The sequence below is a fragment of the Serratia sp. NA_112.1 genome, from assembly GCF_052691715.1.
The window spans coordinates 350,507-367,041 of sequence record NZ_JBQZFO010000001.1 but is presented as its reverse complement, the minus strand read 5'-3'; the positions used below and the strand labels follow the sequence as shown (position 1 = coordinate 367,041).

The 16,535-nt window shown below is 56.5% G+C and carries 12 protein-coding genes and 1 pseudogene; 6 read left to right on the top strand and 7 right to left on the bottom strand.

Going from position 1 to position 16,535, the window contains the following annotated elements; genetic code table 11:
• Positions 1-131: 131 nt before the first annotated feature.
• The 5 genes from ACUTQ5_RS01820 to ACUTQ5_RS01800 form a co-directional block, all read right to left on the bottom strand.
• Positions 132-875 carry a type 2 GTP cyclohydrolase I gene (locus tag ACUTQ5_RS01820; protein WP_445649829.1) on the bottom strand — a complete coding sequence of 248 codons (744 nt, stop codon included), beginning with the start codon at positions 873-875 and terminating at the stop codon, positions 132-134.
• Between the two features lie 17 nt (positions 876-892).
• On the bottom strand, positions 893-1,873 hold the full coding sequence (locus ACUTQ5_RS01815) for an MBL fold metallo-hydrolase (protein ID WP_445649828.1): 981 nt from the start codon (positions 1,871-1,873) through the stop codon (positions 893-895).
• Positions 1,874-1,894: 21 nt separating this feature from the next.
• Complete coding sequence (gene phrB / locus ACUTQ5_RS01810) at positions 1,895-3,325, bottom strand: deoxyribodipyrimidine photo-lyase (RefSeq protein ID WP_445649827.1); 1,431 nt, start codon at positions 3,323-3,325, stop codon at positions 1,895-1,897.
• Positions 3,326-3,340: 15 nt separating this feature from the next.
• Positions 3,341-4,294, bottom strand: a complete 954-nt coding sequence (locus ACUTQ5_RS01805) for a YbgA family protein (protein ID WP_445649826.1) — start codon at positions 4,292-4,294, stop codon at positions 3,341-3,343.
• 142 nt (positions 4,295-4,436) lie between these two features.
• Positions 4,437-4,643 (bottom strand): YbfA family protein, encoded by a 207-nt coding sequence (locus tag ACUTQ5_RS01800; RefSeq protein WP_012005686.1) that lies wholly within the window; start codon positions 4,641-4,643, stop codon positions 4,437-4,439.
• Positions 4,644-5,089: 446 nt separating this feature from the next.
• Here ACUTQ5_RS01800 and ACUTQ5_RS01795 point away from each other — a divergent pair, with 446 nt between their 5' ends.
• From ACUTQ5_RS01795 to kdpE, 6 genes are all read left to right on the top strand, one after another.
• Entirely contained in the window at positions 5,090-5,179 is a 90-nt protein-coding gene (locus ACUTQ5_RS01795; RefSeq protein WP_004949718.1) for a K(+)-transporting ATPase subunit F, read from the top strand.
• Positions 5,179-6,867 carry a potassium-transporting ATPase subunit KdpA gene (gene kdpA, locus ACUTQ5_RS01790; protein ID WP_445649825.1) on the top strand — a complete coding sequence of 563 codons (1,689 nt, stop codon included), beginning with the start codon at positions 5,179-5,181 and terminating at the stop codon, positions 6,865-6,867. Before ACUTQ5_RS01795 ends, kdpA begins: the two co-directional genes overlap by 1 nt.
• 26 nt (positions 6,868-6,893) lie before the next feature.
• Entirely contained in the window at positions 6,894-8,963 is a 2,070-nt protein-coding gene (gene kdpB, locus ACUTQ5_RS01785) for a potassium-transporting ATPase subunit KdpB (protein ID WP_445649824.1), read from the top strand.
• Positions 8,964-8,982: 19 nt separating this feature from the next.
• Positions 8,983-9,552 carry a potassium-transporting ATPase subunit KdpC gene (gene kdpC, locus ACUTQ5_RS01780; RefSeq protein WP_445649823.1) on the top strand — a complete coding sequence of 190 codons (570 nt, stop codon included), beginning with the start codon at positions 8,983-8,985 and terminating at the stop codon, positions 9,550-9,552.
• A gap of 76 nt (positions 9,553-9,628) precedes the next feature.
• Complete coding sequence (gene kdpD / locus ACUTQ5_RS01775; RefSeq protein WP_445649822.1) at positions 9,629-12,322, top strand: two-component system sensor histidine kinase KdpD; 2,694 nt, start codon at positions 9,629-9,631, stop codon at positions 12,320-12,322.
• A gap of 18 nt (positions 12,323-12,340) precedes the next feature.
• Positions 12,341-13,030, top strand: a complete 690-nt coding sequence (gene kdpE, locus ACUTQ5_RS01770) for a two-component system response regulator KdpE (protein ID WP_445649821.1) — start codon at positions 12,341-12,343, stop codon at positions 13,028-13,030.
• Between the two features lie 52 nt (positions 13,031-13,082).
• Here kdpE and ACUTQ5_RS01765 read toward each other — a convergent pair whose 3' ends face one another.
• Together ACUTQ5_RS01765 and scpA are read right to left on the bottom strand one after the other, a co-directional pair.
• Positions 13,083-14,180 (bottom strand): 3-oxoacyl-[acyl-carrier-protein] synthase III C-terminal domain-containing protein, encoded by a 1,098-nt coding sequence (locus ACUTQ5_RS01765; RefSeq protein WP_445649820.1) that lies wholly within the window; start codon positions 14,178-14,180, stop codon positions 13,083-13,085.
• Positions 14,181-14,187: 7 nt separating this feature from the next.
• Positions 14,188-16,260: pseudogene (scpA, locus tag ACUTQ5_RS01760) on the bottom strand (methylmalonyl-CoA mutase); the annotation flags it as partial.
• Positions 16,261-16,535: the final 275 nt, after the last annotated feature.

Sequence of the window (16,535 nt, the reverse complement as noted above, 5' to 3'; positions counted from 1 at the left end):
GCGATGAAAACACAACAGTTATGCGCGACAGCGCTCTGGCTGTCAATAGAATAACCTTTTATAAAATAAGGGATTAGGCTATTAAAAGGATTCAGCCACGGTAAACACCGGGCTGGATCCTGGGGGGATAATCAGGCGGGGTTGGGGATATCGATAAAGGTCACGTCAAAGCCATAGTGTTGGGTCAGCCATTCACCGAGCGCCTTAACGCCACCGCGTTCAGTGGCATGGTGACCGGCGGCAAAGAAGTGAATACCCATCTCGCGCGCGCTGTGAATGGTTTGCTCAGAAACTTCACCGCTGATAAAGGCATCAACGCCAAAGCGTGCGGCGCTGTCGATAAAGCCCTGACCGCCGCCGGTGCACCAGGCTACACGGCGGATATGCGCCGGTGCGTTATCGCCGCAGTGCAGCACGGCACGGCCCAGACGACTTTCGATGCGCTGTTGCAATTCAATACCGGTCAATGGCTGCTCAAATTCACCGTGCGGCACCAGCGGCTCCACTTCGCCAATCACCCGGATCCCGAGTAAATGTGCCAACTGTGCGTTGTTGCCCAGCACCGGATGCGCGTCCAGCGGCAGATGATAAGCGTACAGGTTGATGTCGTTACTCAGCAGCGTTTTCAGCCGGTTACGCTTCATGCCGCGCACCGAGGGCGCTTCGTTTTTCCAGAAATAACCGTGATGCACCACAATGGCGTCCGCCTGATGTGCCACTGCCGCATCCAGCAGCGCCTGACAGGCGGTCACGCCGGTGACGATACGCTGCACGTGTGCTCTCCCTTCCACCTGCAGGCCATTCGGCCCGTAATCCTGAAACGCAGCGGTATTCAGTTCTGTGTTGATCAACTGTTCCAGATCGAGGTTACGCATAGAGTTCTCTCTTCAATTCAAAATGTCTGCCGGTCGCCCTGTTCCATCAGGATATATTTTACGCCCAGGCTGTTACCCTGTTCCAACTGCTGTTTGATGGTCGCGCGCACGTCTTCGCCCTGCTTCAGGCTGGGCTTGATATGGCTGATCACCACCGGGAAATCTTTCAGCGAGTCTTCGCCGCCGCTGTACTGAGTCAGATTTTTCAACTCTTTTTGCAGCCACGCCGGCGTCAGGTGGCCATACAGGTTTTTATCTTCCACCTCATTGGGATAGGAAGTTTCGATAATCATCCCTTTCAGCTTTTTCTGCTCAATCAGCGGCCCCAGCGCACGCCAGACGCTATCAAGATTGCGCGACTGCTCAAGCGTATCCGCTCCGGTATCACCAAAATAGGCGAAAGATCCGCTTCGATCGGACACCAGCAACATCGAAGAAGGGTAACGGTCATGACTGAGCGGATACATCACGCCACTCAAACCGGTCATACCCAGAGTCACGCGCTGCTGTGGCCGCACCGTTTGCAGCCGGTAAGTCCCCAGTCGCGAACCGTTGCCGGAATCAGTGAAGTTAGGCCAGGCCTTCCAGTTAAAATAATGATTACGCAGGGTGAGAATCGTATCGACCTGGGCATAGATATTCTTTTTACCGTCTTCCGGCGAACCGATAATCAGCCCCGCCACGTGGTCCAGATGACCATGGCTGATAAAGTAAGCGCCGATTAACTGGCGGAATATATAGCCCTGCGGGGTATAAGGCGCAGCCAGTTCAGGGGTAACCTGCGGGAAACTGCCCTTTTCCAGCCCTTTGGCGATCCCCGGTAGCAGTGAGCCAGCATCCAGCGCCAGATACTGCGGCTGGTTGTCGCTGCGGATCAGGTAGGAGGTCAGATTGCCGTCGCTGACGCCGCCGTCCACGCCCAGGGCCACCACGTCAAAACCGGCCTGCGCCAGGGCGCAATAGCCGCTCAGGCACAGGGCCAGCACCTTTTTCATCATTTTTCGCTCCTTGCTGTTGCCTTAATATTCCCCGCGCTTCGCCGCTTCAAAGGCGGCCAGTGTCTCCAGCCGCACCTGCTTGTGGTCGACAATCGGCAACGGATAATCCAGCACGCGCTGCTGTTGTTCCGCCCAGCGATGGGGTTGATGAATAGCATTGTCCGGTACATCCGCCAGTTCGGGCAACCATTTACGGATAAAAGTGCCTTGCGGATCAAAACGTTCGCCCTGGGTGATCGGGTTAAAGATGCGGAAGTACGGCGCAGCATCGGTGCCGGTTGAGGCCGCCCACTGCCAGCCGCCATTATTGGCTGCCAGATCGCCGTCCAATAGCTGTGACATGAAATAGCTTTCACCGGCACGCCAGTCGATCAACAAGTCTTTCACCAGAAAGCTGGCGCTGATCATGCGTAATCGGTTGTGCATCCAGCCGGTGGAATTCAACTGGCGCATGGCAGCATCGACAATCGGATAACCGGTCGCGCCCTGCTGCCAGGCCTGCAAAAGTTCTTGGTTATTCCGCCAGCGTACCCTATCCGTCCATTCGATAAAGGGACGGTGCTTACATAACGCGGGATAGGCCACCATCAAATGCCGATAAAACTCGCGCCAGATCAGCTCATTGAGCCAGCCAAAGGCGCCGCTGTCCTGGTTTTCCAGCAGCTGCGGACATTCAGCTCGCAGGCGGTTAAAACATTGGCGCGGTGACAACACGCCAATCGCCAGATAAGGCGACAGGCTGCTGGTCCCTGCAATGGCGGGCAGATCCCGCTGTTGAAGGTAATCCTGCACCAGCTCACGGCAAAAGCTGCGTAGCCGCTGTAGCGCCGCTTCTTCTCCGGCGGGGAAATCCTCGTTCGACTCTGCCGGCGGATAATCAAATGCTTCTGGGGTAGCGGCTACCGGTAATGCGCCGCCTACCCGTGGTTTGGGCGCAGGCAAGGATTGAGCGTCGGATTCAGTCAGACGCTGGATAAAGGCTTTACGAAACGGCGTGTAGATTTTGTACATTTCGCCACCGCCGGTTTGCACGCTACCCGGCGGTAACAGCAGGCTGTCATCAAAGCTCTGGCAAATCACCTGCCCGGACAAACGCTGTTCCAGCCGTTGGTCGCGCTGGCGTTCATTGATTTCGTACTGGCGATTGTAAAACAGCGTATCCACCCGCTGCTGCGCGCAATACGCCGTCAGCCAGTCAACCGAGGCGGCAAAATCATCACACTGGTGGTAGCCAAGCGGAATGCCCCGTTCGGCAAGAGCCTGCTGCACCTGCAGCAGGTTGGCATGGATAAATGCAGCCTGACGGGGGGCCATTTCATGCTGTCGCCATTGTTGCGGGGTGGCGATAAACACCGCCAACACGCGGGCTTCGGGATCGCTGCAGGCGGCGTGTAACGCTTTGTTGTCGGTAATACGCAGATCGTTACGCAACCAGACCAGATGCGTGACCATAAAACTCCTTGTCAATTAATGGCCATAACGCAGGCGCAACGCCTCAGGATAGGGCTCGAAATAACGTTGATCGGCCAGATAGCGATCGGGGTATTCGGCCATGTAATGTTTGAGCAGCGTAATCGGCGCCAGCAGCGGCTGCACGCCCTGCCGATAGCGGTCGATCAACTGCGCCAGCTCCTGACGCTGTGCGGAACTCAGGTGACTGCGAAAATAACCCTGAACGTGCATCAGCACGTTGGTGTGGTTGCGTCGCGTCGCCTTGTGCGCCAAAAGTTTCATCAGGCGGCTGCGGTATTCAATCGCGAACGCCTCCAGAGACTCCCATTTATCCACGTCCGCCACAAAGCGCCCCAGCTCGCGGTATTCCGGCTGTGAGTGCGCCAGCAGCGACAGCTTATAACGGCTGTGGAAGGCGATCAGCCCACCACGAGTCACCCCCTTGCGCCACAGCATGTTCAACTCATACAAGGCATAAACCCGTTCGACAAAGTTTTCCCGCAGCGTAGCGTCATTCAGGCGTCCGTCCTCTTCCACCGGCAGCCAGGGCATTTGGCGCTGCAGTTCGGCGGTGAACAGCCCGACGCCGCTTTTACGCGCGCCTTCACCGCTCTCCTCGTACAGCCGCACCCGTTCCATACCGCAGCTTGGCGAATTGGCGCAGACAATGTAGCCGCACAGATGCTGCAAAGCAGCAATCCGCTGGGTGGAAAACTGCTGCATCTGGTCGGTCACATCGATACTGTCGTCGTTGCTGTAACGCAGCGCGATATGATGTTGTTTTTTGATCAACCGCAGCGCCGGGCGCGGGGTCGACAAACCAATCGCCATTTCCGGGCAAATCGCCTCAAACCGCACATAGGGCGCCAGTTGTTCCACCGCGAAGGCCAGCCGTTTATGGCCACCGTCAAAACGCACCTTTTCACCTAACAGGCAGGCACTGATCCCGACCGGGATTTTGTCACTCATATTGGGCTCCCGCAGCGTTGGATGATGTAAAAGTGTAGAGGAATTTCCCTCTCAGGACGAACCTTACCAACACAATGACCGCCCCGCGCCCATAAAAAAACCCCCGCTGCGAAGCGAGGGTTTCAGGGGACAGCGGCAACGATCAGTAAAAATCGCAGGCCGCCAGTTCCGCCTGCTGCAGCCAGACCGGTTTATCGCTGGTTTTAGACCAGACGCGGTGCAAATAGCTGTAAAAACGAGCACGGTCACTGCGGAAAAGCATTACCGGTAAAGCCAACACACCTGCCAGGATCACTGCGCTGCGACGCAGGAGAATCCGATGCAATGAATAAGCTGGGTAGATAGACATGCGAACCTCCTTAAAAACGCCCGGCTGTTGATTTGTCTTGCAAACAGCACTGGCGTAAACCATTAAAACGGGATGATTTGGTAACTGGACAAAATTTTAGCGCAATTGATGAAAGTTTACTACTCATCCGACCACTAAACTGGTCAAAAAATCGCAAATAAATACCCCATTACGTAATTTTGTTACGTCAATGTTAATAACTAACTAACCATTAGTTACATTATGGATATTTATCACCTGTTTATACCCGTAGCGTCTTTGCCGATGACCAAGCCCTGCCCCAAACGCGCCCCCCGCTCACCCCGCCCTCATTAAAAAGTCATTTTTTGTTGTAATTTCAGCCATTTTTATACTTTTTTTACACCGGTCGTCGCTATTTTTTCATCTTCTTTCTACCGCCCTCCCTACACTCGCCATATCAAAAACTACACCTCTGGAGGTGTCCTGTGAGTATCAGCGTTATTGGTGGTGCGCTGTTGGTCCTGCTGCTGTTGGGCTATCTGGTTTATGCCCTGTTCAATGCGGAGGATTTCTGATGGCAGCTTCAGCCTTTTTATTGATTGCCAGCTTCATGCTGGTGCTTTTGCTGCTGGCCCGGCCGTTAGGCAGTTTCCTGGCGCGCCTGATCGAAGGTGAACCTTTACCCGCTCTGCGTCGGGTGGAGGCCGCCGTCTGGCGCGGCTGTGGCATTACCAGCGCTGAAATGAACTGGTGGCAGTATGCGCTGGCGATCTTGTGGTTCAACCTGCTCGGGCTGGTGCTGCTGTTCGCGTTGCTGATGGCGCAAGGCTCACTGCCGCTAAACCCACAGGGCTTCTCTGGTCTGTCGTGGGATCTGGCGTTCAATACCGCCGTCAGTTTCGTCACCAACACCAACTGGCAAGCCTACAGCGGTGAAAGCACCCTCAGCTACCTTAGCCAAATGGCCGGGCTGGCAGTGCAGAACTTCCTGTCTGCCGCTACCGGTATCGCCGTGGCCTTTGCGTTGATCCGCGCCTTCACCCGCCGTTCCAGCGCCACCATTGGTAATGCCTGGATCGATATGTTCCGCATAACGCTGTACGTGTTGCTGCCGATCTCGCTGCTGATCGCGCTGTTCTTCGTCAGCCAAGGCACGCTGCAAAACTTCCTGCCTTACCTGCATATCAGCACGCTGGAAGGCGCGCAGCAGACGCTGCCGATGGGGCCGGTGGCCTCGCAGGAAGCGATCAAGATGCTCGGCACCAACGGCGGCGGCTTCTTCGGCGTCAACTCGGCTCATCCGTTCGAAAACCCGACCGTGCTGACCAACTTTGTGCAGATGTTGGCGATCTTCCTGATCCCTTGCGCGTTGTGTTTTGCTTTCGGTCAGGTTGCCGGTGAAAACCGCCAGGGCCATGCGCTGATCTGGGCGATGTCACTGATCTTCATCGTGGCCGTGGTGGTGGTGATGTTCGCCGAACTGGCGGGTAACCCGCATCTGAGCGAGTTGGGCAGTGCCAGCAACATTAATATGGAAGGCAAGGAGTCGCGCTTTGGCATTCTTGCCACCAGCATGTTCTCGGTGGTCACCACCGCAGCGTCCTGTGGGGCAGTCAACGCCATGCATGACTCCTTCACCGCACTGGGCGGCATGGTGCCGATGTGGCTGATGCAGATTGGTGAAGTGGTGTTCGGCGGCGTCGGTTCCGGCCTGTACGGCATGCTGCTGTTCGTGCTGCTGACGGTGTTTATCGCCGGGCTGATGATCGGGCGTACCCCGGAATATCTGGGTAAAAAAATTGACGTCTATGACATGAAAATGACCGCGCTGGCGATCCTGGTCACGCCGACCCTGGTGCTGCTGGGCAGCGCACTGGCCATCTCTACCGACGTAGGTCGCGCCGGCATTCTTAACCCGGGCGCGCACGGTTTCAGCGAAGTGCTGTATGCCCTGTCCTCCGCCGCCAATAACAACGGCAGCGCCTTTGGGGGGCTGAGCGTCAACACGCCGTTCTACAACCTGCTGCTGGCCTTTGCCATGTTCGTCGGCCGCTTCGGGGTGATCCTGCCAGTATTGGCGATCGCCGGTTCATTGTGCGCCAAGAAACGCCAGCCGGCTGGCAACGGCACCCTGCCAACCTACGGGCCGCTGTTTATCGGCCTGCTGGTCGGTACCGTGCTGCTGGTGGGCGCATTGACCTTCGTACCGGCGCTGGCGCTGGGACCGGTGGCCGAACATTTGCAACTTTGGCTGGCCAAATAACAGAGCTCATAGAGAGAGATTAAGAGATGACTCGCAAACAACGTGCGCTGTTTGAACCGGCACTGGTCCGTACCGCGCTGATCGATGCGCTGAAAAAGCTGGATCCACGCACCCAGTGGCGTAACCCGGTGATGTTCGTGGTGTATATCGGCAGCATCCTGACTACGGCCATCTGGCTGGCGATCCTCGCCGGACAGACCGACGGCAGCGCGGCTTTTACCGGCAGCATCGCGCTGTGGCTGTGGTTCACCGTGCTGTTCGCCAACTTTGCCGAAGCGCTGGCCGAGGGGCGCAGCAAAGCTCAGGCGGAAAGCCTGAAAGGCACCAAGAAAACCAGTTGGGCGAAGAAACTGGCCACGCCACGCCGCGAAGGTGCCACCGAGAAAGTGTCCGCCGAAAGCCTGCGCAAAGGTGACATCGTACTGGTGGAAGCCGGCGATACCATTCCCTGCGACGGCGAAGTGCTGGAAGGCGGCGCATCGGTGGATGAAAGCGCCATTACCGGTGAATCCGCCCCGGTGATCCGTGAATCCGGCGGTGACTTCTCATCGGTCACCGGCGGTACCCGCGTGCTGTCCGACTGGCTGGTGGTTCAGTGCAGCGTCAATCCGGGCGAAACCTTCCTTGACCGGATGATTGCCATGGTTGAAGGCGCAAAACGCCGTAAAACCCCGAACGAGGTGGCGCTGACCATTCTGTTGGTAGCGCTGACCCTGGTGTTCGTGCTGGCAACCGCCACGCTATTCCCGTTCTCGCAATACAGCGTCGACGCCGCCAACGGCGGTTCGGTGGTCAGTATCACCGTATTGGTGGCCCTGCTGGTCTGTCTGATCCCTACCACCATCGGCGGTCTGCTGTCTGCCATCGGCGTGGCCGGGATGAGCCGGATGCTGGGTGCCAACGTCATCGCCACCAGTGGCCGTGCGGTTGAAGCCGCCGGGGACGTGGATGTGCTGCTGCTAGATAAAACCGGCACAATCACACTGGGTAACCGTCAGGCCTCCGAATTTCTGCCGGCGCCGGGAGTGAAAGAACAGGACCTGGCTGACGCCGCGCAGCTGTCTTCACTGGCGGATGAAACGCCGGAAGGCCGCAGCATTGTGGTGCTGGCCAAACAGCGCTTTAACCTGCGTGAGCGTGACCTGCAGGCGCTGAACGCTACTTTCGTGCCCTTCTCTGCACAGACGCGCATGAGCGGCGTCAACGTGCAGGACCGCATGATCCGTAAGGGCGCAGTAGATGCCATTCGCCGTCACGTGGAGTCCAATCAGGGCCACTTCCCGCAGGCGGTAGATAACCTGGTGGCCAGCGTGGCACGCACCGGCGGTACGCCGTTGGTAGTGGCCGAAGGGCCACGCGTGCTGGGGGTGGTAGCGCTGAAGGATATCGTCAAGGGCGGTATCAAAGAACGCTTTGTCGAGCTGCGTAAAATGGGCATCAAAACGGTGATGATCACCGGCGATAACCCACTGACCGCTGCCGCCATCGCCGCCGAAGCCGGGGTGGACGACTTCCTGTCGGAAGCGACGCCGGAAGCCAAGCTGGCGTTGATTCGCCAATATCAGGCGGAAGGCCGCCTGGTGGCAATGACCGGCGACGGCACCAACGACGCCCCGGCGCTGGCACAGGCCGACGTGGCGGTGGCGATGAACTCAGGGACTCAGGCCGCCAAAGAAGCGGGCAACATGGTCGATCTGGACTCCAACCCGACCAAGCTGATTGAAGTGGTGCATATCGGCAAACAGATGCTGATGACCCGCGGTTCGCTGACCACTTTCAGTATTGCCAACGACGTGGCCAAGTATTTCGCCATCATCCCGGCGGCGTTCGCGGCAACCTATCCGCAGTTGAACGCGCTGAACGTGATGCATCTGCACTCCCCCGCTTCCGCCATTATGTCGGCGGTTATATTCAATGCCCTGGTGATCGTGTTCCTGATCCCGCTGGCGCTGAAAGGGGTGAGTTACAAGCCAATGAGCGCCGCTGCGCTGCTGCGTCGTAACCTGTGGCTTTATGGCGTGGGCGGTCTGCTGGTGCCCTTTGTTGGTATCAAGCTGATCGACCTGCTCCTGGTCGCGCTGCATATCGCCGGTTAATCATTAAGAGGAAATGAAAATGTCTTATTTACGACCTTCGCTGGTGATGTTGTTCCTGCTGACGTTGATTACCGGTATCGCCTACCCGCTGTTGACCACCGGACTATCGCAGTTGTTGTTCTCCGGCGCGGCCAACGGCTCGCTGCTGTACCGGGACGACAAAGTGGTGGGATCAGCGTTAATCGGCCAAAACTTTACCAAACCCGAGTATTTCTGGGGTCGCCCTTCTGCCACCGCGGATTCGGCCTATAATGCCATGGCGTCTGCCGGCAGCAATCAGGCCGCCACCAACCCGGCGCTGGATAAAGCCATTGCCGAGCGTGCGGCACAGCTGCACCAGGCTAATCCAGCGATGAAAGGCCCGATCCCGGTCGATCTGCTGACCGCATCCGGTAGTGGCCTGGATCCGCAGATTTCCCTCGCGGCGGCACAGTATCAACTGGCCCGGGTGGCTGCGGCGCGCCAATTGGCACCGGAGCAAATCGCCAAACTGATTGATGAAAGCACTGATCAAGCCACCCCCAACTTTATGGGTGAGTCGGTGGTAAACGTGCTGAAATTGAATCTGGCACTCGACGCGTTGAAATAATGCCTCGCGTGTTAAAAGATAAGTAACGGGTTCGGCGTGCCGGACCCGCTTTACGTTGCTGCAAAAAGGAACTCCGATGGTGGAAGAGGAACAACAGCGCCCCGACCCTGACAGCCTGCTGGCGCTGGCCAATGAAAAGCCCCGTGGCCGCCTGAAGGTGTTCTTCGGCGCCTGCGCCGGGGTAGGCAAAACCTACGCCATGCTACAGGAAGCCCAGCGGCTGCGTGCCCAAGGGCTGAACGTGCTGGTCGGCGTGGTGGAAACCCATGGCCGCAGCGAAACCGCCGCGCTGCTGGGCGGGCTGGATTTGCTGGCGCAAAAGCGCATTCAGTATCGCGGCAGAATGGTGCAGGAGTTTGATCTCGACGCCGCACTGGCTCGCCACCCGGCATTGATCCTGATGGATGAACTGGCGCACAGCAATGCCCATGGCTCACGCCATCCGAAGCGCTGGCAGGATGTCGAAGAGCTGCTGGATGCCGGTATCGACGTGTTGACCACCGTCAACGTACAACATCTGGAAAGCCTGAACGACGTGGTTGGCGGTGTGACCGGAGTGCGGGTACGTGAAACAGTGCCCGATCACGTGTTCGACGAAGCCACCGAGGTGGTGCTGGTTGACCTGCCACCGGACGATCTGCGCCAGCGTCTGAATGAAGGCAAAGTGTATATTCCCGGTCAGGCCGAACGTGCCATCGAGCACTTTTTCCGTAAGGGCAATCTGATTGCCCTGCGCGAACTGGCACTGCGCCGCACCGCCGATCGGGTCGATGACCAGATGCGCGCCTTCCGGGATACCCAGGGCCGCGAACGCGTGTGGCACACCCGTGACAGTATCCTGCTATGCGTCGGCCATAACAGCGGCAACGAAAAGTTGGTGCGTATCGCCGCCCGGCTGGCGGCCCGGCTGGGTTGCCACTGGCACGCAGTCTATGTCGAAACGCCCAAGCTGCACCGTTTACCAGAGAGCCAGCGCCGGGCAATTTTGCGAGCGCTGCGACTGGCGCAGGAGTTGGGGGCCGAAACCGCCACCCTGTCCGAACCTGATGAAGAACGCGCCGTCTTACGCTACGCCCGTGAGCACAACCTGGGAAAAATCATTATTGGCCGTCGCAGCGAACAACGCTGGAAACTGCGTGGTAGCTTTGCCGATCGCCTTGGCAAGTTGGGGCCGGACCTCGATCTGGTGATTGTCGCCCTGGAAAACGACAGCCTCCCGCAGCCAGGCAAAGAACATGACAGTCGAAACTTTAGCGAGAAATGGCGCATCCAACTGCGTGGCTGTGCCGTCGCCGTCGCACTCTGCGCCCTGATCACCCTGCTGTCCCAGTGGCTGCTGCCGGGCTTCGATCAGGCCAACCTGGTGATGGTCTACCTGCTTGGCGTGGCCATTGTTGCGCTGTTCTTTGGCCGTTGGCCGTCTGTGTTGGCGGCGGTGATCAACGTCGCCAGTTTTGACCTGTTTTTCGTCCAGCCCGAGTGGTCGTTTGCCGTCAGTGATATGCAATATCTGCTGACCTTTGGCGTCATGCTGATTGTCGGTATCACTATCGGTAACCTGACCGCCGGCGTACGTTATCAGGCGCGGGTGGCGCGCTATCGTGAGCAGCGGGCTCGTCATTTGTATGAGATCTCCCGTGGGCTGAGCCAGGCGCTGACCACCGAAGACATCGCCAAAACCAGCCGCCACTTCCTTTCCAGCAGCTTCCAGGCCAAAACCGTGCTGTTGCTGCCACAGGAAGACGGCAAACTACAGCAAATGGTCGGGGAAACCGGCGGCCTGCTGTCGGTGGATGAGGCTATTGCGCGCTGGAGTTTCGACAAAGGCATGCCAGCCGGAGCCGGTACCGATACCCTGCCCGGCGTGCCCTATCAGCTGTTGCCGTTAGCCACGTCGAAACAAACCTTTGGCCTGTTGGCCATCGAGCCCAGCAACCTGCGTCAGCTGATGGTGCCGGAGCAACAGCGGCTGCTACAGACCTTTGCGGTGTTGATTGCCAGCGCGCTGGAACGTTTGCATTTGGCGCGCAGCGCCGAGGAAGCCAAGTTGGACGCCGAACGCGAACAACTGCGCAACTCGCTGCTGGCGGCGCTGTCCCACGACTTGCGTACTCCGCTGACGGTGCTGTTCGGTCAGGCGGAAATTCTGACGCTCGATCTGGCGGCGGAAGGCTCCAACCATGCAACCCAGGCCAGTCAGATCCGCCAGCAGGTGTTGAGCACCACCCGGCTGGTGAACAACCTGCTGGATATGGCGCGCATCCAATCCGGTGGTTTTAATCTGCGTAAAGAGTGGCAATCGCTGGAGGAGATCGTTGGCGCATCGCTGCACATGCTGGAGCCGCTGATGGCCCAGCATCAAATCAAGGTTGAGCTTCCGGCGGAGCTGGTATTGGTTAATTGCGACGGTAGCCTGCTGGAGCGCGTGTTCACTAACCTTTTGGAAAATGCCAATAAATATGCCAGCTACGATGCTACTATCGGTATCCGTGCCCATACTCTGCCAGAGTGGCTGGAAGTCGAAGTCTGGGACGATGGTCCGGGCATTCCCGAAGGGAAATTACAGCTTATTTTCGATAAGTTTTCCCGCGGTAATAAAGAGTCGGCGATCCCCGGCGTGGGTTTGGGGTTAGCGATTTGCCGTGCCATCATTGAAGTGCACGGTGGCCGTATCTGGGCCGAAAACGGGGCCAACGGCGGTGCCCGTTTCCGCTTTGTGCTACCGCTGGAGAAACCGCCAGAAATAGACAGCGAAGCCTTTGATCTTTAATCAAGTCCCGGGAGTCTTGTGAGCAATACGCCAACCAATATTCTGATTGTTGAAGATGAGAAAGAGATCCGACGTTTCGTCCGTACCGCCCTGGAAAGTGAAGGCCTGCGGGTGTTTGAAAGCGAAACGCTGCAACGCGGGCTGATTGAAGCCGGTACGCGTAAGCCGGATCTGATTATTCTCGATTTGGGGTTGCCGGACGGCGACGGGCTTAACTATATTCGTGATTTACGCCAATGGAGCGCCATTCCGGTCATCGTGTTGTCGGCACGCAACGCTGAGGAAGACAAAATCGCCGCGCTCGACGCCGGGGCGGATGACTATCTCAGCAAGCCGTTTGGTATCGGTGAGCTGTTGGCACGCGTACGGGTCGCCTTACGCCGTCATTCCGGTAGCCTGCAAGAAAGTCCACTGGTCAGCTTCTCCGAAATCACCGTCGATCTGATCAACCGCCGGGTACTTCGTCAGGGTGAGGATTTGCATCTGACGCCGATAGAGTTCCGTTTGCTGGCCGAACTGCTGGCCAACTCCGGCAAGGTGATCACCCAACGTCAGCTATTAAGCCACGTCTGGGGGCCGAACTACGTCGAACACAGTCATTATCTGCGCATTTATATGGGTCACTTGCGACAAAAACTAGAGGCCGACCCGGCCCGGCCGAAACACTTGCTGACCGAGACCGGCGTCGGTTACCGCTTTGTACCTTGAGGTCAATGGGTGCCACATGTGGTTTAGCGAGCGGGACATGTGGCCAGATAGGTTATTCTATCCCAATAAGAAACGCGCCCCTTTCCGGCCCGGCACCGACCACCAGCACGGCAATATCATCGCCCGAATGGAGTTTGTTCTCTTTCAAATCATCGTGAATAAGTTTTAGCGTACTCGGGATCACCAGGTTGCCATAACGCCGGGCGTGAGTACTGAATTTACCCTGCTCCACCTGCGTCTCATGACAGTATTGCTCAATATAGCTTTCGACCATATTAGGGCTAGCTTGATGGGTATAAATTCGCGCTACCTCATTGTAATAATTGCTATTATATTGAGCCAACCCCAGGTGATTCAATTTCATCCCTTTTGCATAGTAACGTTTGGTTTGCTCACCCGCCATCGCATAGCAAGACAGTTCTTCATTACGCTCAACGCCGGGAGGATTCAATCCGCCGCCGCCGGGGTAATGAATGAGCGGATCTTCAAACCCCGCTTCATCACCGAAGGACAGTGAGTCCCGGCTATAAAGACTGTAGCCTTGCGCATCGTCATGCTGTCTTAATACGATCGCCGCTATACCATCAGAAAATAGAGCCGGCGAAGCCCATAACGAATCGCGCAACGGGTGCACGCTGTTATAACGGTAAATGGGTGAAACCATGTACAGGCTAGAGACTTCATACGTCACTACCAGGATATTTTTCGCCTGTAAACGGGCGGCTAAAGACAGCGCTCGCCCCATACCGGCACAGCCGGCAGCCAATTGTAATGGCGGAATGTGATCGGGAATTCCCAGCGCTCGCATCAGGCGAAAAGAGTCGTAATCCAGTTGAACCTCATACGGAGTACTGCTGGCTACCATCACGACGTCAATATCGTTCGGGCCAAGCCCCGCCGCCTGCATAGCCTCTTGCGCCACATTGACGACATGAGTGAAATCGCGAAATAAATCCGGATCCCAGCTTTTGGACTCCACGGGACCAATAATTTTTTGAATGTCCTTGCCAGTTAAGTATTGCCCCGGTTTTTTCCGGTGTGGGACTTTAAACATTTCCGCCCATTCGTCCATCGATACCACCTGGCCAATTAACGTAGAGATGCCCGCCAGTTTATATTTGAAGGTCTGCCCTTGCTGCTCACCGTTCATATACGCCTCACTTGATTTTTGGAGAATGAATTGCTGCGGAACTCTGTTGAGCAACCTGCTGGCGTTCGATGTGTTCCAGGATCCGATCGGCGCAGGTCAGCAATGTCGTACCGGGGCCAAAAATATCGGCCACACCGCAATCGAAGAGAAAGGGGTAATCGGCAACAGGCAGCACCCCGCCAACGAACACGGTGATATCCTCTCTTCCGGCCGCCGCCAGCACCGTCATTAATGCAGGAACCAGCGTTTTATGCCCTGCCACCAGCGATGAGACGCCAATAGCATGGCAGTGGCTTGCGCTGGCCTGTTGTACCACTTCCTCCGGGGTCTGGAATAATGCGCCCAGTACAACGTCAAAGCCCATGTCATGCAGACCGGCTGCCACCACCTTTGCCCCCCGATCGTGTCCGTCCTGCCCCATTTTTGCGATCAGCAATTTTGGCCGCTGGCCCAGTCGCAGGGTGAACGCGCCAATCTGCGCTGTCACTCTTTGCCACTGCGGGTCGTGCCTGAGCTCCTCGCCATAAACATGAGTGACAAACTGCGGCTCCGCCTGATAACGCCCCCATACCTGCCCGAGCGCTGCGGTCACCTCACCGACCGTGGCCCGCAGACGCATTGCATCGACTGCTGCAGCCAATAAATTGCCATCGCTCTCGGCACAGCGCGTCAATGCCGCCAGCGCATGGGCGACCTGGGTATCATTGCGTTGCCGGCGCAGTGAGGCCAGCCGGGTTATTTGCTGAGCCCGCACTTTACTGTTGTCAATAAAGCGAACCTCAAGCGGCCGCTCTCCCGATAACTGATACTTATTAACGCCGACAATCACTATTTTGCCGGAATCAATCTGCGCCTGGGTAATGGCCGAACAATGTTCAATTTGTCGTTTTACCCAACCGTTTTCCAGAGCGACCAGCATTCCGCCCATGGCACTGATGTCGTTCATGATGTTTCGCGCCCCTTCCGCCATCTCCATCGTCAGCGTTTCCATCATGTAAGAGCCGGCCCAGGGATCGGCCACGTCACAGATGGCGGTTTCTTCCTGCAAAATGAGTTGGGTATTGCGGGCGAGCCTGGCGGAGTTATCGGTTGGCAACCCCATGGCTTCATCGAACGCGTTGGTGTGCAAAGACTGGGTGCCGCCGAAAATGGCAGCCATAGCTTCAATAGTGGTACGTACCACATTGTTCAGCGGATCTTGCTCCGTCAACGACCAGCCCGAAGTCTGGCAATGCGTACGCAGCAGCAATGAACTGGGCTTACTCGCACCAAATGACTGCATGATTTGGCACCATAGCAGGCGGGCGGCACGCAGCTTGGCGATGTTGGCATAGAACTGCATGCCCATGCCGAAAAAGAAACTCAGGCGGCCGGCAAAATCGTCGATTTTCAATCCGCGATCCAGAGCCGCCTGAATATAGGCTTTACCATTAGCCAACGTCAGGGCCAACTCCAGTACGTCAGGCGCACCGGCCTCTTGCATGTGGTAACCCGAAATAGACAAGGCGTTGAATTTCGGCATGTACTCAGCGGTGTAAGCGAGAATATCGGTGACAATACGCATTGAGGGTACGGGAGGATAAATATAGGTGTTACGAACCATAAACTCTTTCAAGATATCATTTTGCAGCGTTCCTTTAAGCTGTTCTGGTGCCACGCCGCTTTCTTCCGCGGCAACAATATAGGCTGCCATCACCGGCAAAACAGCGCCGTTCATCGTCATCGACACCGAAACCCTATCAAGCGGTATGCCGTCAAATAAGGCTTTCATATCCTCTACAGAATCAATGGCGACGCCAGCCTTGCCGACATCGCCCTCGACACGAGGATGATCCGAGTCATACCCACGGTGCGTAGCCAAATCAAAAGCCACAGAAATTCCCTGCATTCCCCCTGCCAATGCTTTACGGTAAAAAGCATTGGACTCTTGACTGGTAGAAAAACCAGCATATTGCCTTATGGTCCAGGGTTTTACCGTATACATAGTCGCATTCGGCCCACGAATATAAGGCGGTATTCCCGGCAAGGTATCCACATAGGGAAATGACGTGATATCCTCACGGCTATAAACCGCTTTTAGCGGAAAGTCATAATGATAACGGGAACTTTCCTCTATCGGCACATTAGAATAAACCGCGTAATCAAAACCATCGGATTTTTTATTACTGCTAACGTATGTTTTTCTCATCACTCCCCCCTTTAGTGATACAGCAGGCGCAGCACGACTCGGCGTGAATTCATTTTCGAATTCACACCTAAAAGCAATCCTTTGAATATCAATAAAATTTCTCACCATCAATATAATGGCGGTAAGGGGAAATGATGCTATTGTTAGCATTAAATTAATTAGGGCTA